At 46.6% G+C, this 26,235-nt stretch carries 23 protein-coding genes and 1 pseudogene; 16 read left to right on the forward strand and 8 right to left on the reverse strand.

Annotated elements, in window-relative coordinates:
• Both H7U12_RS01105 and H7U12_RS01110 read right to left on the reverse strand, forming a co-directional pair.
• A partial coding sequence (locus H7U12_RS01105; RefSeq protein WP_241749020.1) for a mercuric transporter MerT family protein occupies positions 1-314 on the reverse strand: 314 nt, incomplete at its 3' end.
• A gap of 2 nt (positions 315-316) precedes the next feature.
• Positions 317-691 (reverse strand): ArsR/SmtB family transcription factor, encoded by a 375-nt coding sequence (locus H7U12_RS01110; RefSeq protein ID WP_186631587.1) that lies wholly within the window; start codon positions 689-691, stop codon positions 317-319.
• Positions 692-1,143: 452 nt separating this feature from the next.
• Here H7U12_RS01110 and H7U12_RS01115 point away from each other — a divergent pair.
• Positions 1,144-1,563, forward strand: a pseudogene (locus tag H7U12_RS01115) (beta-barrel fold lipoprotein).
• Between the two features lie 12 nt (positions 1,564-1,575).
• Here H7U12_RS01115 and H7U12_RS01120 read toward each other — a convergent pair.
• The 5 genes from H7U12_RS01120 to H7U12_RS01140 all read right to left on the reverse strand — a co-directional run bounded on the left by H7U12_RS01120 (position 1,576) and on the right by H7U12_RS01140 (position 7,387).
• Positions 1,576-2,922 (reverse strand): Fic/DOC family protein, encoded by a 1,347-nt coding sequence (locus tag H7U12_RS01120; protein WP_186631593.1) that lies wholly within the window; start codon positions 2,920-2,922, stop codon positions 1,576-1,578.
• Positions 2,923-2,939: 17 nt separating this feature from the next.
• Complete coding sequence (locus tag H7U12_RS01125; protein ID WP_186631596.1) at positions 2,940-3,401, reverse strand: hypothetical protein; 462 nt, start codon at positions 3,399-3,401, stop codon at positions 2,940-2,942.
• Between the two features lie 81 nt (positions 3,402-3,482).
• Complete coding sequence (locus tag H7U12_RS01130) at positions 3,483-5,663, reverse strand: TraM recognition domain-containing protein (protein ID WP_186631600.1); 2,181 nt, start codon at positions 5,661-5,663, stop codon at positions 3,483-3,485.
• A gap of 191 nt (positions 5,664-5,854) precedes the next feature.
• The gene (locus H7U12_RS01135) at positions 5,855-6,877 is read right to left on the reverse strand and encodes a DUF5712 family protein (protein ID WP_186631602.1); all 1,023 of its coding nucleotides are present in this window, start codon (positions 6,875-6,877) and stop codon (positions 5,855-5,857) included.
• A gap of 12 nt (positions 6,878-6,889) precedes the next feature.
• Positions 6,890-7,387 (reverse strand): BfmA/BtgA family mobilization protein, encoded by a 498-nt coding sequence (locus H7U12_RS01140; protein ID WP_181307932.1) that lies wholly within the window; start codon positions 7,385-7,387, stop codon positions 6,890-6,892.
• Positions 7,388-8,149: 762 nt separating this feature from the next.
• On the opposite strand from H7U12_RS01140, the gene H7U12_RS01145 reads away from it, so the two are divergent.
• The 4 genes from H7U12_RS01145 to H7U12_RS01160 all read left to right on the forward strand — a co-directional run bounded on the left by H7U12_RS01145 (position 8,150) and on the right by H7U12_RS01160 (position 12,314).
• Positions 8,150-8,875, forward strand: coding sequence for a ParA family protein (locus tag H7U12_RS01145; protein ID WP_181307934.1), 726 nt, complete (start codon positions 8,150-8,152; stop codon positions 8,873-8,875).
• A 4-nt stretch (positions 8,876-8,879) separates the two neighbouring features.
• Positions 8,880-9,437, forward strand: a complete 558-nt coding sequence (locus tag H7U12_RS01150) for a hypothetical protein (protein WP_186631605.1) — start codon at positions 8,880-8,882, stop codon at positions 9,435-9,437.
• Between the two features lie 616 nt (positions 9,438-10,053).
• A complete protein-coding gene (locus H7U12_RS01155) occupies positions 10,054-10,995 on the forward strand; it encodes a replication initiation protein (RefSeq protein WP_066834033.1) in 942 nt (313 codons plus the stop codon).
• A 332-nt stretch (positions 10,996-11,327) separates the two neighbouring features.
• Positions 11,328-12,314 (forward strand): hypothetical protein, encoded by a 987-nt coding sequence (locus tag H7U12_RS01160; protein WP_066833936.1) that lies wholly within the window; start codon positions 11,328-11,330, stop codon positions 12,312-12,314.
• Positions 12,315-13,095: 781 nt separating this feature from the next.
• Here H7U12_RS01160 and H7U12_RS01165 read toward each other — a convergent pair.
• Positions 13,096-15,012, reverse strand: coding sequence for a toprim domain-containing protein (locus H7U12_RS01165; protein ID WP_186631608.1), 1,917 nt, complete (start codon positions 15,010-15,012; stop codon positions 13,096-13,098).
• Positions 15,013-15,772: 760 nt separating this feature from the next.
• On the opposite strand from H7U12_RS01165, the gene H7U12_RS01170 reads away from it, so the two are divergent.
• From H7U12_RS01170 to H7U12_RS01220, 11 genes are all read left to right on the forward strand, one after another.
• Complete coding sequence (locus H7U12_RS01170; protein ID WP_186631610.1) at positions 15,773-16,447, forward strand: hypothetical protein; 675 nt, start codon at positions 15,773-15,775, stop codon at positions 16,445-16,447.
• Between the two features lie 283 nt (positions 16,448-16,730).
• On the forward strand, positions 16,731-17,021 hold the full coding sequence (locus tag H7U12_RS01175) for a hypothetical protein (protein ID WP_186631615.1): 291 nt from the start codon (positions 16,731-16,733) through the stop codon (positions 17,019-17,021).
• A gap of 10 nt (positions 17,022-17,031) precedes the next feature.
• A complete protein-coding gene (locus tag H7U12_RS01180; protein WP_186631618.1) occupies positions 17,032-17,364 on the forward strand; it encodes a hypothetical protein in 333 nt (110 codons plus the stop codon).
• Complete coding sequence (locus H7U12_RS01185) at positions 17,333-19,927, forward strand: VirB4 family type IV secretion system protein (RefSeq protein WP_186631621.1); 2,595 nt, start codon at positions 17,333-17,335, stop codon at positions 19,925-19,927. Before H7U12_RS01180 ends, H7U12_RS01185 begins: the two co-directional genes overlap by 32 nt.
• Position 19,928: 1 nt before the next feature.
• Positions 19,929-21,269, forward strand: coding sequence for a hypothetical protein (locus H7U12_RS01190; protein WP_186631624.1), 1,341 nt, complete (start codon positions 19,929-19,931; stop codon positions 21,267-21,269).
• A 31-nt stretch (positions 21,270-21,300) separates the two neighbouring features.
• Positions 21,301-22,065 (forward strand): hypothetical protein, encoded by a 765-nt coding sequence (locus H7U12_RS01195; protein WP_066833964.1) that lies wholly within the window; start codon positions 21,301-21,303, stop codon positions 22,063-22,065.
• A gap of 19 nt (positions 22,066-22,084) precedes the next feature.
• Positions 22,085-22,945, forward strand: coding sequence for a DUF4138 domain-containing protein (locus tag H7U12_RS01200; protein ID WP_066833967.1), 861 nt, complete (start codon positions 22,085-22,087; stop codon positions 22,943-22,945).
• Positions 22,946-22,958: 13 nt separating this feature from the next.
• Complete coding sequence (gene traM, locus H7U12_RS01205; RefSeq protein ID WP_186631627.1) at positions 22,959-24,302, forward strand: conjugative transposon protein TraM; 1,344 nt, start codon at positions 22,959-22,961, stop codon at positions 24,300-24,302.
• Positions 24,303-24,333: 31 nt separating this feature from the next.
• Entirely contained in the window at positions 24,334-25,218 is an 885-nt protein-coding gene (locus H7U12_RS01210; RefSeq protein WP_182514120.1) for a hypothetical protein, read from the forward strand.
• Positions 25,219-25,221: 3 nt separating this feature from the next.
• Positions 25,222-25,761 (forward strand): hypothetical protein, encoded by a 540-nt coding sequence (locus tag H7U12_RS01215; protein WP_186631632.1) that lies wholly within the window; start codon positions 25,222-25,224, stop codon positions 25,759-25,761.
• Positions 25,762-25,978: 217 nt separating this feature from the next.
• Entirely contained in the window at positions 25,979-26,233 is a 255-nt protein-coding gene (locus tag H7U12_RS01220) for a hypothetical protein (protein ID WP_181307956.1), read from the forward strand.
• The last annotated feature ends 2 nt before the right edge of the window (positions 26,234-26,235 follow it).

A 26,235-nucleotide genomic window follows, 5' to 3' on the forward strand; every position in this document is an offset into this window, starting at 1 on the left:
GCATAGTTGGGGAAAGTGAGCATTAACAGCGCGAACGCGGTCACAACGGTAAGGAAAGTTTTGCTTTGCATAAATCTGGGTTTATCTGTTTCACAATTACAATCATCCTGGGACTGGGGCCTGAATTTCTGGTACCAAGCAAATGCCAATACCGCCAACGTAAGGCCAATGAGCCAAGGCCGCAAAGGGGCAACCCAAGCCAAAGACGAGGCCAAGCCGCCTGTTCCGGCCACAAGCGCAAGAATAGGGGAGATACAACACATGGAAGCCGCAATGGCGGCCACTAGGCCTGTTCCGGCCAGTTTGTTCTCCATTTTCATACCGCTTCCAATGCTTCGCTTTCTGTGATTATTTGGAAAAACGGCCTTAAAACGTCTGCATACTCTGATGAAAGGGAATAATAGATGGTCTGCCCTTCCTTGGAGGAATGAATAAGGTTCCTGTCTTTCATCTTGCGAAGATGCTGTGACACAGCCGAAACAGTAATACCCATAATATCGCTCAAATCACACACGCAAAGACCTTTCTCCTCTGAAAGGAGAAAAAGGATTTTCAACCTGACAGGATTGCCGGCCATCTCCAAACCATTGGCCACGCGGAAAAAGGAGCTATTAAGGGTGTCAATAGTTGCCTTACAACGTTCTATTTGGGAAAAGTCCGCGAAAGGCCTGACACAAGAAATGTTTTCCATGATGCAAAGCTACTCTTATTTAAGTTTTTTAGCAAGTGCTTAAATACTTACTTAATTCAAACTTTATTTTATATAGGGTATTGAATCTACAACTTTACCCTGTTTTTCTAGAATAGTTTAAAACAAATTTAGACGTTTGTATTATTTATCTTCAAAACTGAGGGCGCATTTTCTACAACCCTCAGGCAATAAAAGGCAGTTTTCTACCATCTAGGGGATAAACAAACTCCTTCTTATATAACATATAGCTTCTTCTCCGCTCCTCTACCAATTGACGCAACTTCGGTTAAAAAAAGGAAAAAAGGATAATCACCTTTAACAACTGAATAGCAAGCAATCCTAAACTTGCTGCCATTCCTTTATCCGTATAAAGGCATTAGACGTATAAGTTTTCTATAACTTTTGTCTAAATTTTAAAGCCTGATGAGATGAGGTAGTATTATCACCTTCTGGTGCTTATCCTCTTATTTTCCTGTAGTGAGGATAAAGACATAAACCCAGACAGCGGCACCTACAAAGTGGTAATTGAACAGGCTGGGGATTATATGAATTACAATAAATCATTGATAGCTGTTACTCCTGACGTGGATGGCCAGACGTTGAAATTTAACAGCGTTGAGAAAAACCAAACGATGGATAATTATTTAGAGAATAGTGATTTATCAAACCCCATAATCTCATTGGTTTCTCAGAATCCCTCCAAAGAAATAGAATTCAATTTTATCATTAACCCTATCTCAGTGGCTCCCGCTACTGCCGGGCCGATGACAGTAAAGTTTACCTTTTAAAAAGACGGAAAATCAATCGGTGAAAAATCATTTTCCTACCTTGATGATTTTGATTTGAAACAGGAAAACCTAAAATTCAAATAACTGCCCAGCCACTTATCGCTCCACCCCTCCCCTATACTGGTGTAGCACTTTGGAGGCAGGGCCTTGGCTCTGGACCCTCTCCGGCTTTTCTAAGATACTGACGGCATTTTTAATATCATTTACAGCCCCTCCTTCTGTAAAGCCTGGAATTGTAGCTAAAGTCCCAAGCGCATTTTTGACATGCGCTTTGTTCACCCCTCCCACATAAGGCACTTTGGAAACGAATGCCGCCACTTCTTTCAACCTTTCCCCTTCCGTCTCTTTCCCATAGGCTTTCAACTCTAAGCTTAGGATGGCCGAAGCTTTCAGAAAAAGGTCTTTTGCTTCCGAGTGGTTCTTCGGCAAATCACTTGGGAGTGGTTGCGCTGGTGAAGGCACCTTTGAAGCAGGAATCTCCTTTCCGGCGGCAATATATTTCACCTGATCTATCGCTTTTGTAAGTCGCTCGGCATCCTGATAGAGGTAATGCTCAGGTTTCGCCCCACCTTCTAAGATAGAGGTACCAATCGTGCGTAAACCCTTTTCGTAGTTCTTCAGGCTCCTGGGTTCTTCCACGATGCTTTTCACTTGCTGCTTCACCGCAATGTCCCACCGGTCCGCTATCCGGTTACCGGTTACCTCCAACTCCCGTAACGCTTCAATACGCTTCATGGCGGCCGAGGGCTCCGGAGTTCTGGGAATTCTTTCTGTCCTAGCTTTCTCGGCTTCAATACCAGGCAACGGAGTGGTGATTTCTTGCAGGAACTCCTTTAGTGGGACTAAGTTTTTATGTGCCTCCTGAAGAGCGTGTGGTTTTACAATTGCAAAATTTCTGGCTTCATTATATTTGGCAGGATCTGCCCGGTTAAAGTCAATGTCATACCCGGCTTCTTTTCCTAATTGAGTAAGAGCGGCTTGAAGGGTTCTACCGTTACCTTCCCGAAAGGGGTGAACATGATTGTACTGATCCAGATAATAGGCGGCGCGCTCAATGAATTTTTCTGTACTCAATCCTTTCAGGTTGTTTTCCTGCTGGAGTTGCTGACTGATAGTCCCCAGCCGCGTTTCAATCTCTTTGAAAGGGGCGTACCTCATTTCCTGGGGCACTAGATTGACTACAGTATCTTTTACACCTTGGAAGCCTCCCCTGTTTGCTCTGGTCTCCCCAGCCCATGGATAGACCTTTTGGAAGAGCTCCTTATGGATCTTCTGAAAATGCTCCTGGTCAAACTTCCCGGGTATGCCTCCCTCCTCCTTCAGGATGGCCGCACCGAAACCGGCAAACTTATTCTCCAGACGCGCCAAGGCTTCTCTGTTCCTGATACCCTTATGGTTAAGTAGAACCCCGTTCTCATCGCTGAAGCCGTCATACTTTGCCATGGCTGCAATTGTAAAAGTTAATGATTCTTCTCCCCCTCTGCCCTATCTTTAAAAAGGTCGGGTAAGCTTGCCTCAGAATTTCCTTTAGATGATACCTTCCTATTGAAATCCTGGTCAACAGACATTTTTGTGTTCCAATACTCTTCCTCAGGATCAGGCACTTCTGAAACAGAATTGGCCGTTTCCTCGGGAACGGCCAATGTCATGCTTGCTGGTTCAGGTTCCGGACTTGGAGAATCCAGACCGTGGTACTTCGCCAGCTCATCCAATGCTTGCCGCAGGGTCCACTCTCCGTCTACATACTTCTGCATAAATTCCAGGGCTTCCCCATCAGGCATCGGGCCATTGCTCATAACTAGGGCAAAGCCATGATTTGCGATGTTTTCACGCTCCGCTCTCTTTGCCAGCTCTTCAAGGCTCAATCCTACTGGGGCAGGCTTGAAAAAGGTGCCCCCGGGCTTCCAATTGCTATTTTCCATGCTTTGTTTTTCACTCAATCAACTATACAATATACGCAAAAATGGCCAAAAAAGCCAGTGCAAACACGGGATAAAAGCCTGCTACTCCTCTCCAGGGGCCAGCGTGTTAGGATACATTTCTACTGTTTCCTTTACCTCGTCGCGCACTTTTTGGTAATTTGCCTGGACTATTATTCGTTGCGCTTCCTGTGAGTCGGTTTCACCTTCGTCTGCAAAGAGCGCGAATGGCTCCAGTTCATGTGGTTCCGTTTGTGCATCGCTGCGGTCTATCCGCCCTTGGAAAAAGGTAGATTCTGTTTCAACCGTCTGACCTATAAATTCGCCCTGTTCCAACCCTACGGCATCCTGGATACGGACCAAATTTCGTTCCTGAAGGCTTATGCTTTGATTCTGGCTCCGGTTCCGGTGGCCAGAACCGCCGGTGCTGCTGCCACTGCTCGTTGATACCATTGACTTATCTTCCCGACCGACGATTTTAGAAATGAGCTCCGCCGTCTCCATGTTGTTCACTTTCCCGATAAACCAATTATTGAGGTTACTGATCATCACCTGCATTTTGTCCCGCCCATAGGAGTCAACCATCTGACTCAAATCCTGGCTCATGTAAATGGTAGCTATTTTATTACTTCTGGCCGTCGCGGGGATTACCTCCAGTCCAGGCACGTAGATAGTAGCTGCCTCATCCAAAAAAACATAGCTTGGGTGCTTCCGCTGCTGGTTCATCAGTTTGAGCGCTACGGTTATGATACAGCTGATAACCGGTGAAAAAGTGTCTTTCAGGGTGGGGTCATTGCCGATACACAACAACTTAGGATTGTTCGGGTCATTCAGGTTTAAAGAGAATCCCTCTCCCCTACTTTCATCCGGGGTAAGCACCCAGACAATTTCCGGGCTGTTGATGCGGCTCAGGATAATTTGCAAGGTGGCCACGACCCCGGCAATTTGTTTCTCGGCCTTCTGTTCTACTGCGGTGATGAGGCTTCGGACCATGTCTCCGCACTCTATGTCTGTATCCAGCATAGATAAAACGTGCCTAAAATCCTTATACAGGGCCGTGGCCACTACATGGGGGATGGTGCAGTAATCGGGGAAGTTCTTGCGGTAAAACCAAATGATGCCCGTTAAAAAAGCAATCGCGGACGTACTGAAGAACTCCCCTGAATTCTTAATCGTATTTGTATTCAGGTTATTGATGATCGCCCGGCTGTATTCTTCGGCGAAGGCAACTACGGGCATTTCCTCTGGCCTTAAGGGGTTAAGTCGCTCCGTGCGTGACAAATCCCGGAAATTGATGATATGAAGTTGTACGCTGGGCACAGATTGGCCTTTAGCTTCAGCTTGTTCGGCAGCAAGGGTTAAGGCACGCTGCGCTACTTCTGTTAGTACAGGGAATTTAAAATCGTAAATCAAACCGGCCCAGTTTTTACTGGCAAATTGCTCAATCACCGGTTCCCCAATACTGTATGACTTCCCGGCTCCTGCACCTCCTAACACCAGATTCCCCCGAAAAGCGTTTGGAACGTTTATAAAACCTCCGTCTTGGGTTGGCAAGCTGAAGCCGTTTTCTGAAGTAAGCTTTTTACGTTCAGTGGTTAATCCGAATTCTGGCCGTTTGCTGCGGGCGATAACCAAACCGGCGACGAAGGTGCTGAGAATTGCAAATAGGCTGGCCATGGGGTAGCCATACAATATAAATTCCGAGGGAAACTTTGCAATTGTTAAAAGTACATAGCCACTTATCAGGAAAAATCCACCGCAAAGCAGGAAAATAACCGTCCTGCTTTTTCCAGGTATCGGTTTAAGCTTGGGCTGCCCTATTCTCCTATCCGGGGCTTTCTGGATGAAAAGAAATGCAAGCGAAGCAGCCAATAGGGAAATTCGGAAGTAAACACCAGCCTTCTTATATATACTGTCAGCTTTCAAGAGAGATTTTTGCTTAATGCCATCTCCGGTACTCCCCAATCTACCATCTGCCCCCTCTACGGCACTAATGCTGTCCCTACCTGCCACCCCTTTGACTGATTCAGGGTTCTTACTCACCCCCGTGCTCATACGGTCTGCTTGCCGCCGCCTCAGCTCAATCTGTCGGGCAATTCTCTTTTGTTGTGGCGTAAGTTCGGGGTTTGCTTTCACCCAAGCATGTGCCTGGCGTATCTCTGCTTGATGGAGCAATACATAATAATCCCCAAACGCTATTGCTAAAACTACTAATCCAGTAACTAAGGCTAGGTTTTGATTCTTACCCGGTGTAGGTACCTGCATAATTATCTCTTCTTAAAATAAAATATGGTTCCACTCCCCTTCCCTAGGAAGCCCGGCACAGAGCTGCGTCTGCTCCGGACATGTTGCATTTTATAATAATCTCATAATTTACCTGGCATCCCTTATTTTTCACGATTTAGACTTGGGGTTACAATGTCTTAACAATTGTAAAATCAACAGACATAGCGACCCTAATCTATTTCCATTTCTCCATTCCTACGGATTTTCCGCTCACCTATTTCTTCTGTTTTATTATTATTACCTGTACCTGAGTTCACCGCATGCTGGAAAGCGTGGAGCAAATTTCTAACCGGTGCCTTACTCGGTATGGGATGCTCCCTTCCTGTCTGCAATAGATAGTAGGCATTATCAATCGGCTTTCCCTGTTGCGCCTTCGTTTCAATCCGTTTTAAGGAGCGGTAAAAAGTCTTGTCAAAATTTCTGCTAACGGCGATTTCCTTTACGCGTTCGCCATCAAGCCTTTGGCTTTTGGGCACATTTCTATTAATATCTTCTACTCGCTCCCCTATGCGTATGGACCTGGTGACATCCCGGCTAGCATCCCGTTGTTTGATCTTTATTTTTTCTTTCTCTTTAGCCGTGTACCTGAATTGCTGCTCAAACTGCTGCCCAGACTTCCGCTGCCATTCTATCAAGTCAAACCTGCTTTTGCGCCCTTTGGGATTCAAGGTTATCATTTGGTTTTTGTCCCGTGCACTGACAATTATATGCACATGCGTCTGTAAGCCTGGTCGCTTATCACCTACCTTTACTTCCCCGGACAATACCTCCTTGTCCGTTCCCCGGTAGTTCCGGTCTTGATGGATAGTAGCAGCCCATACCAGGTCTTTGGACGCTAGTCGCTCGCCCCCTTTCAGGTTAAAATTTTGGGCATACAGCTCCATGACCTGCCGAGTATAGGCTTTCAATAGTTGCTCGTCATTTTTGATGTGCGTGAGCTCATCTGCACTGGGACTTATGATAAGGGAATAGAATTTGGAAGCATTTGCAGTAAGTCCTTTTACATTAGAGTCAATATCCTGTTGTACCCGTTCAGGCTTTAAACCATCGCTGTCCTGATTAAAGAAAATTCCTAAATCTTCTTTCTCTCTCTTTGCCTCATGAACCAAATAATTAAGCGTTTGCAGACTGCTACCATTATTGTCATATGCTGCTAGACCGTGTGATTTGGGGTTTATCAGTTTTATATACATGCCCTTCTCCGCTTAGGTATCTGTATTCGGTTGTTTCAGTTTCTTCTTTTTACCAGGCGCAATCTCCTTAGCTGAATCAAAAATTAACTTAAGTTGATTCGTGATAGCACCCTCGTTCTGTTCTTTCAAGGTTCTGAGTTTACTTCTTCCGTTTCTCAACTCCTCGTCATTATACGTGCTCAACGCAATCTCTTCCATGCGTAACACACGGTCAATCGTCACCCTTGAACGTATCAACTCTTCCAACATCACGGATAATAATCCTCGTTCTTGTTCTTGCATATAACCAAATATCCGGTCGCCTAAACGTTTTATATCCTGCATGATCAAAGCACCTTCCCTTGCCTCAATTTCAACTGGATTCAATCCCCTTGTACCGAAGTAGTTCACGGCTGCATCTAGGTAATCAATCGCGGACAAGCCTAGGCGCTTAGCTTCTTTGGCTAATAAGTGATGTGTCACCGCATGAAGGCGTGCACTGGTAGTACTTGTTTTTTCGAGTTTGCTCATACCATTGAAAATCCAAATATCTTTACTATATATCTACAAAATATTACTGACTACTAAGCACTTATGTTTCATTCTCTACATTTTTAAGCTATGCTTAAAAACAAGTATTTATAAATCAGTGCCTTAGCATTGCATTTTAAATGCTCTTCTTGCTAAAAGAAGATACTAAAACGCATTGGACTTAGGTTCTTAAGATTGGTTGTTTAGTGAGGTAAACTTTCAAGTGATGATACCAATGATTATGCATTGCAAGTCTTACCACTTCTTAATGAAATCTGTTATATTGTTATAATATTATAAGTTTATATGGTTATATATAATTCAAACTTAATGATATCAGCAGCCAATAGCTGGTTATAAAAATATAAACTTATATTGTTATAACCAGTTCATCAAAGTTTGATTGCTTATTACTACTTTTATAATATTATCGTTTTATTATTTTATAAAACGATAATATTATAAAAGTATAATTGTATAATAGTGCTATATTATTATGTTATACTATTATAATAATATAATTGCGCACTATTATATAATTATAAGAATACATTTGTGTCTTTTTATAATTGTATAAAAAGATAGTAAAGGAAGAATATATTTTTATAATAATCTATGATTATTGCTTTATAATATTATAGGAAATTAAACCAATAATATTATAAAGTTATTTAAGTATAAAATTGCGCTATGATAAAGTTATAAAGCTATATTGTTATAACTTTGTAAAAAGAAGCTAAGTGATTTAGAAAAAAGTTAGTTATGAAAATTATAAGTTTTGCGACCCAAAAAGGAGGGTCAGGAAAATCCACGTTGACGCTTGTCCTGGCAGCAGCGTTGGCAGTAGACTATAAACTTAAAGTAGCGGTTCTGGATTGTGACTACCAGCAAAGCATCGTGAAAACCCGTGTCCAGATAGATGAGGAAAGTTTGCAATTGCTAAAAGAGTCGAACCCGGATGCTACCTATCCCTTCGATATTTTCTCTATTGACTTAAATGGAATTTTTGATTTTGTGGATAACCCGGAAAATGATTACGATTTAGTATTCATTGATGTACCGGGCCGGGCCGATGGCGATGATGTTTTTAATGCGCTTACTGCCTGTGATGCGGTCATAGTTCCATTAGTTGCTGATTATTTGGATAGGGCAAGCACGGCTGAATTTATGCATATTCTGCAAACGATTAAAACAGAGGCGGATAAGGCGGAAATACCCTTTGAGTATTTCGGTATTTCCACGAAGCGCTCTAACAATAAGGAGGAACAGGAAATGGATGATTATGTGGATGCCCTGGGACTAGCACGTTTTAAATCCTCCCTTAGCTACCGGGCAGCTTACAAGCGCGCATCTACTCTGTACAGCCTGACAACACCCGCTTATCTGCGCTATGTAGGTGGAGATAAAAATGTCTCCGAAGAAATACATGCGGTCTGCAATGAATTAATTGAACGCATGGAATTACCCGTAAAATCTGTAACAGAATAGGAAAATGGCAGAACAAGAAAATAACGGCAATAGCCAAAGCGAGAAAAAAGAGGTTAAAAAGCAAGGTGCGCCAAAATTCGGGAAAGCACGCATCGTGGTTTCCCAAGCTTCACGCGAAGCAGCCCGTTCAAACATGGCCGGGGAAGCGATGGTAAAAAGCATGAAGACGGAAACGGCTCCAGTTGCTGAACCGGAAACACCGACACCGGAAATTACCCCGTTAGTTGACATAGACTTTAAGGGTGAGAGTAGAGGAGAAGAGCGGACTGAAAATAATTCAGCTACTGAGCCGGTGGATGCCGAGAAGTCTGCCGCTCCAGAAGGAAAGAAAGCTCGCGCCGCTGCAAGGAAAGCAGCCCCAAGTGCTGAAAATCAGCCAGAGGAAACCAAGAATGTCAGGCTGCTGAGTTCTCTATGGTTGGACGCAAAATTCAACCTGGTGCAGTTGAATGGAAGTGGTGGCCCATCCAATCTGACAGATTATGCTGAAGAGGCATTCAGATTGTATGAAAAACACCTTCTTAAAACAGGTAAGATCAACAGATCTCGAACAGATAAATAATCTGCGGTTATAAGTAGTTACCAAACCTGCACTTTTATCCAATTAATGCCCTTATTATATAACTTAATTAAGTTAAAGCTAGGTTTCATCAGCCAAAAGCTAGGTTCTATCAGTAAAACCGGGCTTTTCCCTTCCTAATGCTAATTGTTTTAGCGTCTAGTATAATAGAAGGTCTCTCTACTGATGAAACCTAGCTTTTAATGTTATTATTTATATTTTTTATGCTTAAAGTACAATCTGCGCGCCCAAACCTCCTACTTTATTGGATTTTTTTGTTGCTTTCTTTCCCACTTTTTTTACATCTGCTCCAAACCAAACCTCTAAAAGCCTATTTTTTTTAACTACAAGTTTGTAGTATTTATGTTATTTGTTTAGTATTTGCAGGAGCCATAAGAGATTGGTTCCCTGCTCATTAAGCGTACTTAAAGCTAGGTTTTATCCGTTTAAAGCAAGGTTTCATCAGTCAAAAGCTAGGTTTGATAGGTGAGAAGCAAGGTTTGATAAGCGGAAAAGCAAGGTTTCATCAGTCAAAAGCTAGTAGAGTTTTAGAAAGTTGCTTTTCCTTATAAATTTTCTATATTTGACCGAAAGTTGTGCAATTACTAGTTGGTGGACAATGGCAAAAGGGGTAACAGAGGCAAAAGAACCGCATAAATTGGAAATTAGGCAACATAACGCTATTACAACGGCGCGTTATGAGATGTCAGCTATAGAGATGGATATTTCGTTTTTCCTTCTTTCCAAACTGCGTGCCGATGACAAACCTGGTACAAAATACCAAATTTCTGTGAGGGAATTGCAGGAAGTCACTGGAAGACAATGGCACCATGGCCAATTTCTGGAGGCGACATCTGCACTTAGGAGCCGGGAATATGTCTTTGAGGATAATAAAACCGTTTTACAGGTGGGGTTATTGGCTTCTGCCTTGCATAGAAAAGGGGAGGGGTTGATTGAACTTGAAATCTCTGAGAACATAAGGCCGTACCTGATAGACTTAAAGAACAACTTTACCAGCTTTCAGCTCCAGGCGGCCTTTATGCTACCCAGCAAGTGGGCTAAACGCATCTATCAGATTGCAAGTCAATGGAAGGACATCGGAGAAACCAAGATATACTCCATAGATGATTTAAAGGTAATCTTGCACCTAAAAGACCCCAAAAACAAGGAAAAGGAGCAATATTCATCCATCTCCTTGTTTAAAAAGAACGTTCTCGATATTGCTGTGGAGCAAATCAATAAATTCACCGACCTGAGAATAAGCTATGTGTTGACGAAAAGAGGCCGGGTTTTCACGCATATCCGGTTCTACGTGAACAAACAGACGATTCAGCAATTACCGTTAGCTTTCGATTTGCCAACCGAAGATGTAAGGAGACAGAATGCCCGGACTATCCTGGACGATTTAAATATTATCGAAGAGAAACTGGTTAATAGAATCTTGCAGGACGAGAATTTACTGAACAAGCTTTTCCAGTTCAACTATAAATTGAAAACTGACAAAATTAAAGCCACATCCAATCCCGGGGGATTATTCCTAAAAATTGCTGGTTTGGTCTAAAAGCTAGGTTTCATCAGTCAAAAAATATGCGCATTGGTAAATTAGCAACGGCCAGGGTACAGAATTTACAAAGTACAGGAATTATAAATTTTGACCGTCCCGCCCTCCGGGCGGTCAATGGCAGCTGCTTTTTGCAATTGCAGACTGCCAAGGCCAAAAAATGAGAAATTGTTTCTCACAAAATAAACATAGGTTTTACTGGATGTAAAAGAAGGCCAAAAAAGGGGGTATTTTTTGTTATTTTATGTATCTATTAATATACATTAACGTATATTATAATATACATAGAATAGCAATTGCAAATCATCATTCACCTTTAAACCTAGGAAACCATGTCAACTCAAAGCACAAACCTCGATAAAGCTACTTCATGGGACAACATCTGTTTTCCGGTAAAAGAAGAAAAATTGCAAAGCCTTTTGCCTGACAACTACAATCTGCTGCCGTCGGACAGGCAACGGGCTATCGTCGGTACTATGCCGGACGGTACACAGCATATATTTGCCCTGCAAAGCGATGAATATACGCTGATTCCTAATCAGCTTCTGCGCTCGGTGGTGGACAGCGTGGCAAAAGATTACACGGTTGATGCCCGATATTCAACCCGTGGGGATTTCAGCATTAATGTTATCCTTCCTGACAGCCTGAAGGTGGGCAATGAGCGGATATATAAGAACTTAATTATAAACAATTCATATACTGGCAAAAGCCCTTTCAATATCCAAGGTTCGTCCATTGAATCAACGAACGAAGAAAAAGTAAAGGTTTCCTATTATCGGCAAATATGTTCCAATGGCCTGATGGGCTGGGCAGATGAATTTATGTCCTTTGAAGAATATTTTAGCTGGCTGGCCAATGGTCAACCTAAGAAATACCTGGATGCTTTAAAGGAAAAAGTAGAACACGTGAACATTGAGAGGATTAGAAAAGAAGAAAGAATCCTAGCGGAAACATTCCATCACAAAGGGCTGAACCTGGAAATATTCAGGGAACATTTAACTAAAATTCTGCGGAACTTCATAGCGCAGAAAGATTCAGTTACCGGCACGGTATACAATAAACTGGTAGGGGTGGCCATGCCTACCGATGCCGACATTCAAAAAGTTATTACCGAAGCCGGTTTACCAAAGAAGCTGGCCGCCCTGGCCGTGGAGCGGTTAAGGTTTGAGGAAAAGGAATTGGAAACCGAAGCGAATCTATGGTTGGTTTACAATGCTGCGAACTTTGCCCTTTTTAACGGAAAATCTGCCTTAACCATAAACGAACGCTTCAAAGCTGACCAGAAGGCTTTTAATAATATTGCGGCAATGGCTTTATAACTAAAAAGAAATTCACAGAAATAGGTGGGGCCAAGAAATCCTCACCTATTTTTTTGCCTAATTGGGAAGGGCGCTTTTGCAATCGCAAGATTTTTCAAACCATTTTTTCCCCTACCGCCCAACTCTTTGCAAATGGTGGGTTCGCTTTATCTGCGAACCCACCATTTGCTTTCTTCTTCCTTTCTGGAAGTGGGGGAGGGGCGCTGTATGCAGCGGGATGCGGGTCCATGGAGTAAAACGGAATGGTTCCGCATCCCGCTGCATAAAGCGTACCCGGCTTCTTCAATAACCCCCTTCCGGCCTTAGCCGGTGTACCATCCGTATGGTGGGTTCGCCTTTTCTGCGAACCGGCCATACCCCATTTTCAAGGCTCATGGGTATAGGGTAGGGGAGTACGGTGTAAGTTAGGGCTGCAGGTGAAGGGCAACGGAGCCAGCAGCCCTAACTTACACGGTGCTCCCCGGTTTTCCGGAAGAACCCGCGTTAGGGATACCGGCCACTTGTCCGCATAAAACTGGATTTTTCAGCCAGTTTTATAGGTGGCCGCCGTAGGGGAGTAGCCCGGCCGCCAGGCAACGCCCAAGATATTGATTAATCCTTAAAATACTCAAACTGCCACGACAGGCATTTTTTTAAAGGGCGGTAGGGGAAAAGTAATTTGGGGATATTCTCCTCTATCTCGATGGACCTAAATTAAAAAGCCTCTCTAGATTTAGAAAAGGCTTTTAGAATGACATGGTTTTCGTTATTTGATACGGCTTAATAAATCTAACCAGGTTTACTACCTCGTTATTTCTTGCTGGGAGAGCCTATGGTTCTCTACTTTTCCCGCTATCTCCCGTCTTTCGGCACGGTCTGAATGATGCTCAACCACATCATTCCCTTTTTGGTTACCTATTGCGTCCAAAGTCTTGGATATCCTGCCTATTTCCGGGTCATCCGTCCGGTAGGCAACTTTCATTTCTGAGTGCCTCAGGCCATTAGTGGACGTACTCTGAATATCGCCCACCTTTGCCCCACTCCGTTCCACCGTATCTTTCACAGCTTCTGCCTGGCCTTTCACACCCGTCCCCTTATCTTTTTCCTCCACTTTAATGATTAACTCCTTTTCAGAACCAGGCCCAGCCAATTGTTCCTTAGCCGGTAACAGCTGACCAGCATCCGTTTTGGCCGGAACCACACTTGATGTTTCAAGAGTTGTTTTACCCTGTTGGCCTTCTTTAGGCTGCTGCACTTGCAGGAGGTGCTGGGCTTGTTCCAGGCGTTGGGATTCCGCTCGAAGCTGTTCTTTCTGTAGCCGCTGCGCCTCACGCTCCCGCTCATCTTGCGCGGCCTGTGCCTGGATCTCTGAAGTGCTTAACCCCTGACTAGCTAGTTCCAAATCACGGTTATAATCTTTTGCGATTGGATATTCTACCCGGATGAAATTTACCGGGTGCCGTTCCTGCTCGGGGCGAAGTTGCTCGCGTTGCCGGTAGAGCTCCTGGCTGATTACTTCCAGTTGGGCCGTATCGGCCTTGGCTACGCTAAGCTTTATGACCGTTTCCTTTTCGGTCGAGCGTTGCACCTTCATTTCAATACTCGGCTCTTCCTGTACCGAATTGATACGGTCCACCTGGCGGGTTAGATAGTTGACGCGTTCGGCCCCTTCCTGGCTGTTTTCATGATGGTACTCCACCCGCAAATTAGCATGGTACCTCCCGGCGGTAGCGTGCCATTGCACCGGGCGGCTGGCCTCAGGGTAAGCCTCCTGACTGGCCAATTCCTTGAATGGTCGGGCAGGCTGCAGATCATTCAGGTAATTGATATTGAACCTTCTTCCCCCCACATCCCTATCATCGGCCAGTATTACCTCCTGGGGGTTTTGCTTATCGATGACTCGTTGGATCAAAGCCGTCTGTCTTTCGGTTACAGTTCCGGCTGTGGCAATGTACATGGTATTCTTACCGTCATTCTTCAGTTGGTGGTAACTCATGGAATCGATGGCGCTTTCATTCAGAACCAGCCTTTCAATAGGAGTTCCTTTGCCCTGGGTGGGGTGAGAAACCCAAATGCCATCCTTGGGTAGCTCCAGCAGGTTTTTATAGCCGGTGTTCTTCTGTTCCACACTGGCCAGTCCATGCTCATTGTAAAGGGGAAAGGCGGTATTCCGAAATCCGTGTTCGTTTTTCTCGGTCGTGAATACCCGTCCTTGAAAGGCTGGGCTGTCCAGGGTTTCGTCTGTGAGGGAGCGGCTGTAGAGGTAAGTCCGATCAGTTAACTCTCTTTTCACGCCTAATACCTCTGAAATCAGTCTGGTTCTTTTTTCTTCCTCTATTTGCGCTTCAGTGGCTGTTTCCCCCTGCTCCTTTGGCTTTCCCTCCAGCCGAGCTGGAACAAGAGCTGTAGCATAGGCTTTTTGTGGCTCTGGGTATTCATTCAGGTATTCGCGCAGGTGTTGCCGTACTTCCCCCAGGTTTTTATGCTGCCTGGTTTTCACGAAATCGATGATGGTACCTTTATCGCGGTCATCACCTGGGTTGAAATACACCTGCTTATCGTCTTTCCTGCTAACGATAATATGCTCCTCGCCATTTTCCAGGTGCTGCCAATCGTTGCGCTTTCCCTGCGCCTTGATCTGATAACCTTGCCTCTGGGCATATTCCCCTAAGTCTATCCGTTCCTTAAACCGCTCTAGTTCCTGCGGGTCATTCTCCAAAACTTGTCGTTCCATGCTTGTATGAGCTTTAGATTATCCATAAAATACAAATAGCGGGTAAACCCGCTATACTTTCCAATATGAATACCCTTCCCAGGCTTTAGTGGGGTGGGGACTTTGTCAAGCTATCAATATAGGCGAGCTGCTCTTTAAACTTACCTAGCTCCTCCTTACCCGGGAAGAGGAATAGATAACGGTCTTCTTCACCGTTGGATAAAGGGTTTCGGGAAGCAGTAGTTTCAAATGAAAGTGCTGCCAAAATCCTTTGCAAGAGAAGGTGTTCCTTTCTCTTCAGGGTACTGTTCTTAAGATTCACGACAGTGGTATAGGGAAATAAATATTGCTTACAGAAAGCCTTTACCTGCCCATGCCCTAAGAGCTTTAACCGGTATTGAATATAGCGTAGTACATCTGCATATAATACAAACAGGCTAGGGTCCGGAAACCCTAAAGGTTGAACGGCTTCGGTTATAGGCACCATTAAGAACTATTTCAATTGTTAACCTAAGAGCGCTTCTATGCTATGGGGGTTAGCAATTGCATCCTTATTATAGATACCTACAATATATATTATATTTTTTTACAAACTAAATAATTCCCTCAAAATCACACCACTACAACTATTGAATAACTATGTGCCAATTAACGGATAACGTTTTCTAGGGTTTCTGCCTTTTATATTATTATAAAATAACTTGTTACTAACTTTTGAATACTTTTTGTATAACTATCTAATTATTTTACCGTTCAAGGGAGAAATATGTCGCAGGAGACCTTCATTATTGGTTTAGTGCTAATTCCAATGTTATTGTTGGTGGCCTTGCTCTTGTGGCGGTTTTATGGAAATGGTAAAGAGACACGGAAAACGATAAGGAAATCAAGAACCGGTAATTATAGGCCACTCAGAACGTATCGATATGAAGTCCGGGATTTTGTAACAACGGTGGATGGATATCAGGAAACTGACCCCGGATCTTCGGGCACGTTACTGGATGAATTATTAAGTGAGGAAGAATACCTAGATGATATAAGCATGGCGGAAACGCCTGTTGGTTGCGATGATAGCCGTGATACCCCATATACCGATTCCGGAATCAGTCCGAGCACTGCCACGGAACATACTGACTCTTTTGCGGCTGGCGGTAAGGAGGAAAGCTCAATGCCTGATGGGAGAAAGACCTTTACCCATGATGTATTTCCGGAGATTGGGCAAAGCGATAGCCCTGCCCAATCTCTTTACGACAACCCCCTTACGGCACCAGCCCCGACTGACAACGATAAAAAGAACAGGGAAGCCGAAATCGCCTTGAAAAGGCGGAGGAGAGCGGAATTGAAAAATAACGCTTCGGCTGCCCAATCCGGTTTCAGCGCATTGTTTTCACCGGAATCACCGGTTAAAAATGCAGCAGCCGGCTCAACTGCTGACAGTGAATAAATTGACAACTAAAGTCTTTTAGCAATGGCCTTAGAACTCACACGTCCAACTATCTGCTCAAAAAAAATCCCTTCAACCCGCTTGGGTATTTCAAGGGTTATAAAAACGGCTTCCTCAGGGATTAAGCAACCCTTTTATATATCAAATTAACTAAAGCTAAATACAAAAAATGTTTACTGAAACCTACAAAAGGAGTGCTGGCCTGGTGGCGCAAATCTCTAGTTCGATTCATTCGCTTGTGCTTTCTGGCCGCCAATATGAGGCCTCTCCCTGGGAGAAAAGGATGATGGCTACTGCTATGGGTTTAACCCTGACGAACGGGGCAATGGCCCAAGGCGGTACAGCAGCTGCTTTAGAGGGGGTTCAGGAGACCATCATCACCATTGTCCAGGTTGTTTTCTCCATTATTCTGGTGATTGGATTGATCCGGGTCGTGATGAAATTCGTCAACGGGGCACCGGATGCCCTTTCCTCCTTAGGATGGCTGGTCGGCGGGGTAATCCTTTGGTTTGGCTTCCAATTCTTCAAAGACGACTTGGTAGGGACCGTAGGCGGAGAAGGAGGGGTACGATAACGCCTGCTATATGCGCTCTTACAAAAGTATTGAAAAGCCGGCTCAGGTCCTTGGGATGAACATCATGGACTTGGGCTTGGTGGTCGGTCTGTTCATCGGCTCGGTGCTGTTGCTGGGTTTTCTGAACATGATGGTGCCTATCCCGCGCCTGGTTTATTTGGCTGTTTTCCTATTGGAAGTAGGGTTGATTCTAGTAATGCGGTTTTTAACGAAAACCCATCCTCCCGGCTTCCTGATAGGCTGGCTTTCTTTCCATTTCGTGCAGCCCCGGCGCATCGCCGTAGGCCTTGTCCCCCCAGTGAAGAGAAAAGATGAAAAAGCAAAAATCGGTTCCATTCAATAAAGTAATGCCGGTCCATTCCTTTGAGGATAATAAAGTTATCCTCAAAGATGGGCGGGTAGCGGTCGGGTTCGTAGTTGAGCCGGCGGAGATGGAGGCCTGGACCCAACAGGATTTTATCTCTTTCAACAATGCTTTGTTGGGGGCATTACGGCCATTGCCAATCAACACGATTGTCCAGAAAACGGATATTTACTATGACCGCCCTTATCGGGAAGACAGGAAAGAACAGACCTATTTCGAAGGGAGAATGAATAAGCATTTCTTTGAACGGCTGGTTCTTTTCCAAAAATCCTACCTGTTCCTGAGCTTTGCCCCGGCAGAGGTGAAACCGATTAAAACCAATGCCCTCAACGCCTTGGTTTCCCGCATGGGGGAAACCCTGATGAAAAACCCCTTTGAGAACCTGCTCCATACTTTGGAAATCGCCGAGGCCGTAGCCCAGGAGTTCTCCACGGCAATATCTGGAACGGGGGAGGTGGAGATTATGCGCATGGGCTCGGAGGAAATCAGCGACCTCTACCATCAATATTTCAACCTCAATTTTGACATGGTGCCCCGGCGGCAGGAGCGTGAAATCCTGAACGAGGCAGGTACGCTGGCAGTGGGAGAGAACAAAGTGAACGTCATCTCCATGGTAGGGCAAGGCAGTGAGCAACACCCTGCCGTCCGTAACAGCTATGGGGTAACCGCCCCGATGCTTTACCCGCTTACCAACGCCCTGCAGTTCCCGCATATCCTAACCCAGGCCTTTGCCGTGCAGGATACCAGAGCCGCACTTTCCAGCCTGGACACAGATCGGAAACTGAACAATTCGCTTTCGAGGCTGGCCACGCAGGACAACCAGCTGCGGGCTGTCGAAATAGAGGAATTTACTGCCGAAGTAAGGGCAGGGAACAAGCAGATTGTCGGCTTGCACCTGTCTGTGCTGCTGTGGGAAACAAATGACAGCGTCCGGAAGGAGAACATTGAGAAAACGATGGCCGCCTTCCGGTCTATTTTCGGAACGGAGAGCGTGGTGGAATCGCATCTGTCCCTGCCTCTATACTTCGGCCTGGTACCGGGAAATACTTGGCAGGTACCGGATAGGTGGCTGACCACTACGTCCGACCGCGGGGTATGCTATATGCAGTGGACGGCAACCTATAAAAATGACAACGTAGGGGAATATTTCTGCGACCGCAACCGTAACCTGCTGCAGGTTAACTTATTCAACACCGACCTGGACAATCAGAATGCCATTGTCATTGGCCCCTCCGGTTCCGGTAAAAGTTATACGTTCGGCTACATTGTCGTGCAGCGCCATGAGCGCAAGGCGCGGCAAATCCTGATTGATATCGGCGGTACGTACCGTAACGTGATCCAGTCGCTGAACGGGATAGACTTCGAGAATACGTACTTCGAGTATGACCCGGAGAACCCGATAGAATTCAACCCTTTCCTGGTACCCCGCTCCCCCGACGGGAGGAAATGGGTCTATAATGACGAGAAGATCAATTTCCATTTGGCCTTACTAGCGGTTCTGTGGAAAGGCGGGGCGGACAGTGCGCCGCTGAACAAGTCCGAAAGGGCGATCCTGAGCCGCTTTCTGATTCAATACTACACGTACTTGAATGAGGAGGGAAATGCTGGCCAAACCGACGAGGAAATGCCCGGCATGGCCAGCTTTGTGCAATTTGTACGCAGATTTGACAGGGATATGCAGGCTACTCCTGCCACCGCGGACGGTAGGGAGGAAATGCGCAGCCAGTACAAAAAGGACATGAATTACTTCGATATTCACCAATTCTTTTTAGTGTTGGCGCAATTCACTGAAGGTGGCCGTTACGAGAAAGTTCTGAATGCTCAGCAGGACGTAGAGCTATCTGAGCACCGGCTCATTTGCTTTGACCTGGCAAAGGTGAAGGCGGACCCTGACCTATACCCAGTGGTAGCCATGCTCATCACCGAGCTCTCGCTGGACCTGTTCCGCAAATTCCCGGACGATATCAAATACATTGCCCTGGACGAAGCCTGGGCCATGCTTTCCGGCGGTGTGATGGAGGACTTCATTGTTTCCATGTACCGCACCATCCGGAAAACCAACGGTTCGATTACCATTATCACGCAGGGGATTCAGGAAATCGTGGAAAGCAGAATAGGCTATGCGCTGATTAATAACAGCTCCACCAAAATTATCCTGCGGCACTCGAATCCGGACTCCCTAGTCAAGCTGCAGACCCCGCTGGGCTTCACCAACCACGAAATGGATTTAATCAAATCCGTCCGTTCTACGGCTGATTTCCGGGAGTTCTTTATCAAACAAGGCACCAAGGGGAAAGTGTACATTCTGGAGACTGCCCCGGAACTGGGTGCCATCCTGAGTTCCAAACCCATTGAGCGCAATCACCTGAACCGCTTGGTGAAGCGGTACCAACAACAGCACAGGCGGTTTGCCATGGATAAAAACGGCAAGGTGAAAATGGAAAATGGCTACCCTGTGTTTGAGACGTTCACTGAACAGCGATTGGATTATGCGGTGGAGCAATTCACGGAAGATAAAAGAGCGGGCCTATTAGGCAAATGATATGGAGGCAGTATTACTCTTCGTAGCCCACGGAATTGATGACAGTTTCCTAAGAGCCTGCGACCGTTCCCTTGAGACTGTTCTGGCGGTGTGCCGGTTCATTACGCCTACGTTTATGAGCATTGCCCTGATCATCTCCATTGGGCGGGGGTATTTGTCAGGGCATGGCTTGCAGATTGACTTTTCGCCCATTATCAAGGCATTGGCCTTATTCCTGGTGCTCTTCTTTTATCAGGACCTGATGAATGTCCTGGGGGCTGGCATTAAAGGAGTGACGCAGCTATTCGATGGTTCGGGCAACGTAGGCGAAGCCCTGCAGAAGCTGACAACGCCACCAGGCATTGCCGCAGCGGCTCAATCCGATCATGTGGCGCAGACAGACGTGGTAGAGCAGGGTGGGGCCTGGTATTCTAAAATCTATAACAGCATCGCCAATTTTTCCCTGATGAACCTGATCACCCAGTTCTTTACCACGACTACGGTGATGCTGGTAAGGCAAATAGTGCTGTTTATCCGGCAATTCGTGCTAGGGTTCCTGTACGTAATCGGCCCCATCGCCATCTGCCTTTCCGTAATCCCCGCTTTTTCCGGGCTGGCCGGGAAATGGATGCAAAACTTTATCGCGGTACAGTTCTGGGCCCTGACCATGAATTTACTTGATTTGATCTATTCCAATTTTGCCGACCAGAATACTGCCGTAGGAGGTGTGTTTGGCGGTATGCTCACCCCAGGGCAAGGTTTCAATGACGTGCAATTCCTGCTGATGTCGGTCGCTTTCATTATTCTTTACTGCATGGTGCCTACCCTAACGGGCTATTTTATCGGCTCCACCGCAGTACAGGGCTTCCTGGGCGCAGCGGTAGGCGTTGCTGCCGGAGCGGCCAGCACGGCAGCGGGAGTGGTTGCCCCCCCTGCCGCAGGTGGCGGGGTCTCCGGCGTGCTTGGCAGGGCAATGGGATTCAGCAATTCTGGCGGCGGTAGTGCAGGCAGTGGGAGTTTGGGGGGAGAAACCGGGTCTGGTTCTGTTTTCTCAGGTGCGGCCCCGGCCATGCCCACGAGTGGTGGTGCTGGCACATCCGTTCGCTATAACGGCAGCATGGCTACTGCTGCTCCAACCATGGCTTCCGGCGGATACGCTGGTGGGGCTAGCAGAGACACTACCTATGATTCCGGCTTTGGCACCGATAGCACAGCGCCTTATGACGCTCCTGATGATGGTGCTTCTGCCCTCCCTTCCATGGGTTCCTCGGGATTTATGCGCAACTCAGTAAGGAGAAGGAGGGAAAACCGAAAACCTCCAGCGTGGGATGAGGATGATTTAGATGACATATTCATTGATTAAAAATTGATTCAGGAATTTAAAGCTGGGATATATGAGTAACATAAAAGATTTGAACACCTCCTTTAAAACCATGAGAACCATTTCACTAGCCTGTATTATTGGGTTCGTGGTATTAGCGGTAAGCGCAGGATATGGGTTCTACAAGGTCACCCAGGATGCGGGGCGACGGGTGTACGTGGTAACTAATTCGGGTTCGGCAGCGGCTTTGGCCGTTGAGGAGGATACCCATACGCCGTTTGAAGCCCGGAACATGGTGAAAGGATTTATGAAAACGATGTTTGGCCACGACCAATACACGTTCAAGCAGAACCTCGATGCCGCATTGCCTTTAATTGAAGGTGCAGGCGGCCGCAGGATCTTCGAGAACTTCAACCGGGGGCAAGTGTTGCAGAATTACCAGAGATACTCGGCACGCTCAGTACTGGACGTGGACAGCATCTATTTGGACATGAAAACCCGGCCCTATTCGGGCAGAGTCTACACCAAACAGCGCATTTTTATCGGCGACCAGCAACGGCAGAGCCTGCCGATGGCGGCCAAGTTCAACCTCGTGGAGACAGACCGCTCCGATGAGAATCCTTATGGGCTGTTGATCACCGACTTTGACTACATCGCCTATAACCCACCGGTTTCGCGGGAAGAAAAAGAATTCCTGCAGCAACAGGAAGCTGAACGGCAAAGAAGACTCCGGGATGCCGCCGCAGGGGCAGGTGTAGCGCCACCTCCCGGCTATTCCACACCGGCACCGGCGGATGGTTCACCGGCTGCCCCTGGAGCTGTACCGCCCAATCAGTAAACTTCCAAAATTCCATGTTATGAAAAATACATTCTTTGGGTTTGTTATTTTCCTCTTGTCTCTGGCAGCAGGTTCGGCCAGCGCGCAAAAAGTAACCCCGCTTTCGGATATAGCCGTGTCTGATTCCTCTACCACTTATATGGTCTTCAATGGCCCGGTTTCCTTGGTGGATGTGGGAATGGCCGGGAATTACCTGGTGAAGATCGAGGCAAACGCTGTCTTTGTCCGGGCCAGGAAAAAGAACACCGTGCCTACCCCTATCCTGATCCGTTACGGCTCTGAATACTGGATGGGACGGCTGGTGTACGCCCCTGGCCCTGTGATGCAGCTGTATGATTTCAAAGACGGCACACCCAGCTTGAATAACGGAACGGGTTTTACCTACTCGGGAAGCACCCCGGATAATGAACTGGCAATGGATAAATCAGCGGAAAAGAAAGAAGTGATAGAAAGCAACCTGCTCAAGCTGCGCAAAGCCAAAGAAGAGAACCAATCGGTGGCGGTGGTGGAAAATGACCTGGTGCTGTCGCTGGCCAACATTCGCAACGACAAAGACTTCACGTATCTGCGCTTTAAGGTCATCAATAAGACGAATATCGACTACAACGTGGATTTTATTGATTTCCAGCTGGTGGAGAATTCCAAGAAGAAATTCCTTGGCAGAAAAAAGAATGAAGCCAGACGGCCCCTGGCCCCGTCCGGTGGTGAATCAAACCAGAATATCACCGGGCGTTCCACTGGTTACCTTACCTATGCTATCCCGCTTTACGCGGCCACGGAAAACGGTTACCTGGAAGTGACGCTGCGGGAACTTAACGGGGCACGGGTACTGGTACTCCCTATTCCTTCCAAAGTAATAAACAGGGCTTCTACCATTTAACGATATTGTAAGAATGGATAACCTAAACGAGTATGGCCCTGAAAACGACTTCAGGGACTCCCCAACTACCAGTTATTCCCCGCCGGAGAAAGCGAAACGCACGCCTGTAGAAATACTGAAAGAGCACTGGTTCAAGTTACTGCTCGGCTTGGTGATGGTGATTTTCGCTGGGCTGTTCCTTTGGCTGAAATCGGCGCAGAACGCGGCTGAGCAAAACACGGTACCGGTGGCTGCAGCCTCCGAGAACATTGAGCAAGCTATCCCTGAGGTGGTAACGGATAACCTGGAAAACAAAACGCCTTCCGCTATTTTAGAGGAACAGCGCAAAGCCGAACATGAGGCACAGTATGCGCAGGCTGCTCCGTCGGAAGAAGAGGTAGCCAATGCGTTTGTGGTAGACACAGCCGGGCAGGCGGCACGGAGGCGATATAATTTGCAATTGCAACAGCAGGCAAAGCTGGCCTTCCAGGAGGTCGATACTGTGGAAACCACGGTCCAAGACCAATCCACCGGTCAATACCGCACGCAACAAATCATCGTACCGCGTAATACCAACCGCCGGAGCGGGTCCCGCCCAACCGCCAACAATATGGTGGCACCTGCTTACGATGCGGACGGAACCCCCTTCGAGACGAACCCGGAAGTGCTGCGGATGCTGGCCGCCTCTTCCCCGCAGACCCGCCGGATATATGAGCAGACGACTGGAAAGCGTTACCGGGAACCTGGTGCGGCCAATGCCCCCAGAGAGTCGCAGGCAGCCCTGCCCGGGGCCGACGGCTTCAATACCTATAAAGTGACAAATTCCCGTTTCAACCCAGGAGATTCGAATACCCGACAAGGAACCCTTACCCCTGATGTCTTTTATAAATGCGTGATTTCCGGGGAACAAAAAATAAGAACCGGTTCTGTGGTAATCATGCGCCTGCTGGAGGACGCCGTGGTATCTGGGGTAACCTTCCCGAAGAACATGGTCTTTGCCGGTATCGCAAAGGTTGAAGCCAACCGGGTGACGGTACAGATTGAGCGCTTAGGCCCAACCAGGGTGAAAGCTGATATTTTTGATTTCAATTATATGCCTGGCATTATGATAGACCCGGAAAAGAAAATCGCCAAGGACACGAACCAAGGAATATACGATGCGCAGCGGCAAGCAAGCCAGGAACTGAGCACAGCCATCGACCGTTCGGCCTCGGCGGCCAATTCAGTGGTAGGGGTGGCAGGCCGTGTTGCGGCCAACGTGGTCTCTAAACCCAGGTCCCGCCAAAGGCTGAGGGATGTACTGCTGCCAGACGGGTACCCTATATTGATTACTTCCGCTGCGGCGGGGCAAATGGCTCCCGCTGCCAGCGCCAATTGATTTATTGAGTTTAATTTTAAAAAGGTGATGTATGAAAAGAGTTGTTTTTACGGTATTGGCGGCAGGGCTGCTGGTATTCCGTCCTAGCAATACGGACGCGCAGATGGTGGTGAACGACCCAATCCACATGGGAGTACATATCAGTGATTTTGCCAAACGCCTGGCGCAATGGGCGGAAACGGTGCAAAATTACCAAGTGGTAAAAGATGCCAAAACCATTGCCGGGGTGACCAAGGATATTACCGGGGAAGTAAAGGATTTAACTTCCGAGGGCTTGGCCTTGCAACGGCAGATTCAGGAGGACTTGCGGAAAGTAAACAGCATTATGGATTTACGCATTTCTAACCCGGCAGAGTTGTTCGCCCGTGCCCTGGCCATGTCCGGGGGCAATTCAGGCACGCACTATATGCCTCACTTCTCGAAAGCGCAACGGTTGCGAGTAGCCTTGCAGAACAACAATCCGGAGGAAGACATTAAAACAATCTTCTCAGTGTTTTCTCGCACTTCGGGGGATTCTGACAACAATGACCGCATGAGTTCGGCGGAATATGTGGAGCGCCGGGAAGAATCTGCGGTTTCGGCCTATGCCTATGAGGAAATGAACCAGAAAAAGAAAATTCAGACGGCCCTGAATTATTACAAGATTGCCGATGAAATGACCGAGCAAAGCATTGAGATGAACGCCACCTTGAAGAACCCCGGTCGGTATTCCATGACCGAGGGGGAGCGCATGGCCATGATTAACTCCTCTAACGAGAACATGGTTCGGGCCATGCAACTACGGCAGGAGGCAGATAGGCTGATTGCGGAGAGTTCGCAGAAAGGGCCAGCACATATTGCCGCTGAAATGGTCTATACCGACTTGATTGCGCAAAAGCAATTGATTGAATTGGAAAGAAGAACTAAAAATTATTAAGCAATGAAAAAGGCACTGCTCTCCCTGCTGTTATTTATCAGCATTAGCTCATTGTCCCCTGTACTGGCACAACGGCACGTCAGACACATTTCTGCCTGGGGTGCGCATTATGGCCGTACCGACATGGGAAAGTTTTACGAGGGCAGCTATATGAATTACCTGACTGATAAACTGAGCGTGCGGGTCAGCGGCTTACGGGAGTTTGGTGACCTGGAGGTGAGTGGGAAATACTCTACCTTCAGTGGCCGTGGACTGGTGGCACCGCAGTTATTCCGGATTGGTGAATTCGCCTATTTCCACCTGCTTCTGGGAGGTGCCGCTTCCTACGAAAGGACGGGGGAAGATTCCGACGGGGAAGGGAGTAAATCGGGCAGACGCGAACGTTTTACCTACGGGCCTCAGGCTGGTGCCGAAGTGGACTTCTTTTTTGGCAATCGAATCTCGTTGGTTGTAACTGGGATAAAGGGGAAGACGTTTAACAAGACTCACTTGGACGAGTGGCCAGGCTTTGTCAGTCTCGGCCTTAGATACCACTTCAGATAATTTCCTATATTAATAGTAAAAAGTACCCTCCTTTTGGCAGGGTATTTTTTTGTTTAGCCATACATTTATAATGTATATTATTTAAACTATAAATGTATCATATTATATACATGGCTCGTATTATATGAATTGAACGCAGTTAAATTCATTTCTTGCAGACGAATTGAGAGCGGAGGAATAACTGCTTTCTTATAAAGCATTTATATAATTGCCAGCTATGAAAATCTCGGATGAACCAGTTAAACTGTTTTTAGAATTGCAAAAAAAGCTTCCCGCAGTATTAGCCTCTTTTGGAATTAAACAGGTCTACGTCTATAAGGGGATTGGAATGCCACGCCCTACCTGGGAGGTGAAGAAGAGAAACCAAACCTTCACCATTTCAGAAATGCAGGACATCTGTGACTTGATTAATACTGGTAAAACCAAACCAAGGGAGCAAAATAAAAGTACAATCGTGGAAGTCAAAAATTGATT

This window comes from Rufibacter sediminis (assembly GCF_014269285.1).
In the GTDB taxonomy this organism is placed as follows: Bacteria; Bacteroidota; Bacteroidia; order Cytophagales; family Hymenobacteraceae; genus Nibribacter; species Nibribacter sediminis.

Bases quoted from the DNA above. Each gene is read 5' to 3' on its own strand.
- H7U12_RS01110 (WP_186631587.1), bottom strand. From the start codon at position 691: ATGGAAAACATTTCTTGTGTCAGGCCTTTCGCGGACTTTTCCCAAATA.
- H7U12_RS01120 (WP_186631593.1), bottom strand. From the start codon at position 2,922: ATGGCAAAGTATGACGGCTTCAGCGATGAGAACGGGGTTCTACTTAAC.
- H7U12_RS01125 (WP_186631596.1), bottom strand. From the start codon at position 3,401: ATGGAAAATAGCAATTGGAAGCCCGGGGGCACCTTTTTCAAGCCTGCC.
- H7U12_RS01130 (WP_186631600.1), bottom strand. From the start codon at position 5,663: ATGCAGGTACCTACACCGGGTAAGAATCAAAACCTAGCCTTAGTTACT.
- H7U12_RS01135 (WP_186631602.1), bottom strand. From the start codon at position 6,877: ATGTATATAAAACTGATAAACCCCAAATCACACGGTCTAGCAGCATAT.
- H7U12_RS01140 (WP_181307932.1), bottom strand. From the start codon at position 7,387: ATGAGCAAACTCGAAAAAACAAGTACTACCAGTGCACGCCTTCATGCG.
- H7U12_RS01145 (WP_181307934.1), top strand. From the start codon at position 8,150: ATGAAAATTATAAGTTTTGCGACCCAAAAAGGAGGGTCAGGAAAATCC.
- H7U12_RS01150 (WP_186631605.1), top strand. From the start codon at position 8,880: ATGGCAGAACAAGAAAATAACGGCAATAGCCAAAGCGAGAAAAAAGAG.
- H7U12_RS01155 (WP_066834033.1), top strand. From the start codon at position 10,054: ATGGCAAAAGGGGTAACAGAGGCAAAAGAACCGCATAAATTGGAAATT.
- H7U12_RS01160 (WP_066833936.1), top strand. From the start codon at position 11,328: ATGTCAACTCAAAGCACAAACCTCGATAAAGCTACTTCATGGGACAAC.
- H7U12_RS01170 (WP_186631610.1), top strand. From the start codon at position 15,773: ATGTCGCAGGAGACCTTCATTATTGGTTTAGTGCTAATTCCAATGTTA.
- H7U12_RS01175 (WP_186631615.1), top strand. From the start codon at position 16,731: ATGATGGCTACTGCTATGGGTTTAACCCTGACGAACGGGGCAATGGCC.
- H7U12_RS01180 (WP_186631618.1), top strand. From the start codon at position 17,032: ATGCGCTCTTACAAAAGTATTGAAAAGCCGGCTCAGGTCCTTGGGATG.
- H7U12_RS01185 (WP_186631621.1), top strand. From the start codon at position 17,333: ATGAAAAAGCAAAAATCGGTTCCATTCAATAAAGTAATGCCGGTCCAT.
- H7U12_RS01190 (WP_186631624.1), top strand. From the start codon at position 19,929: ATGGAGGCAGTATTACTCTTCGTAGCCCACGGAATTGATGACAGTTTC.
- H7U12_RS01195 (WP_066833964.1), top strand. From the start codon at position 21,301: ATGAGTAACATAAAAGATTTGAACACCTCCTTTAAAACCATGAGAACC.
- H7U12_RS01200 (WP_066833967.1), top strand. From the start codon at position 22,085: ATGAAAAATACATTCTTTGGGTTTGTTATTTTCCTCTTGTCTCTGGCA.
- traM (WP_186631627.1), top strand. From the start codon at position 22,959: ATGGATAACCTAAACGAGTATGGCCCTGAAAACGACTTCAGGGACTCC.
- H7U12_RS01210 (WP_182514120.1), top strand. From the start codon at position 24,334: ATGAAAAGAGTTGTTTTTACGGTATTGGCGGCAGGGCTGCTGGTATTC.
- H7U12_RS01215 (WP_186631632.1), top strand. From the start codon at position 25,222: ATGAAAAAGGCACTGCTCTCCCTGCTGTTATTTATCAGCATTAGCTCA.
- H7U12_RS01220 (WP_181307956.1), top strand. From the start codon at position 25,979: ATGAAAATCTCGGATGAACCAGTTAAACTGTTTTTAGAATTGCAAAAA.